General features: G+C 72.8%; 1 pseudogene. It reads left to right on the plus strand.

What is annotated here, in order from left to right:
- Positions 1 to 250: pseudogene (locus tag KVT39_RS37110) on the plus strand (ABC transporter substrate-binding protein); the annotation flags it as partial.

Consider the following 250-nt stretch of genomic DNA (forward strand, 5'->3'; position numbering starts at 1 on the left):
AGCCCGACCGCGGCAACCGCACCGCGCGTGATCTGCGCGGCCGGCGGCTCGGGCAGCCGCGCCATCCGATCAGCACCGACTTCTGGCGCGCGGCCGCGTTGAAGGGCTTCCTGAGTGCGCTCGAACTGGAAGGGCGCGGCCATGGCGACGCCGAATGGGACGACTTGCCAGACACACGCGAGCGCCGCACCGGGCCAGCATCGTTTGCGCTCGGCCCGCGCGAGTACGGGCACGAGATCGCGGCGCACGT

It is taken from the genome of Burkholderia sp. GbtcB21, assembly GCF_019091065.1.
Lineage (GTDB): Bacteria > Pseudomonadota > Gammaproteobacteria > Burkholderiales > Burkholderiaceae > Burkholderia > Burkholderia pyrrocinia_C.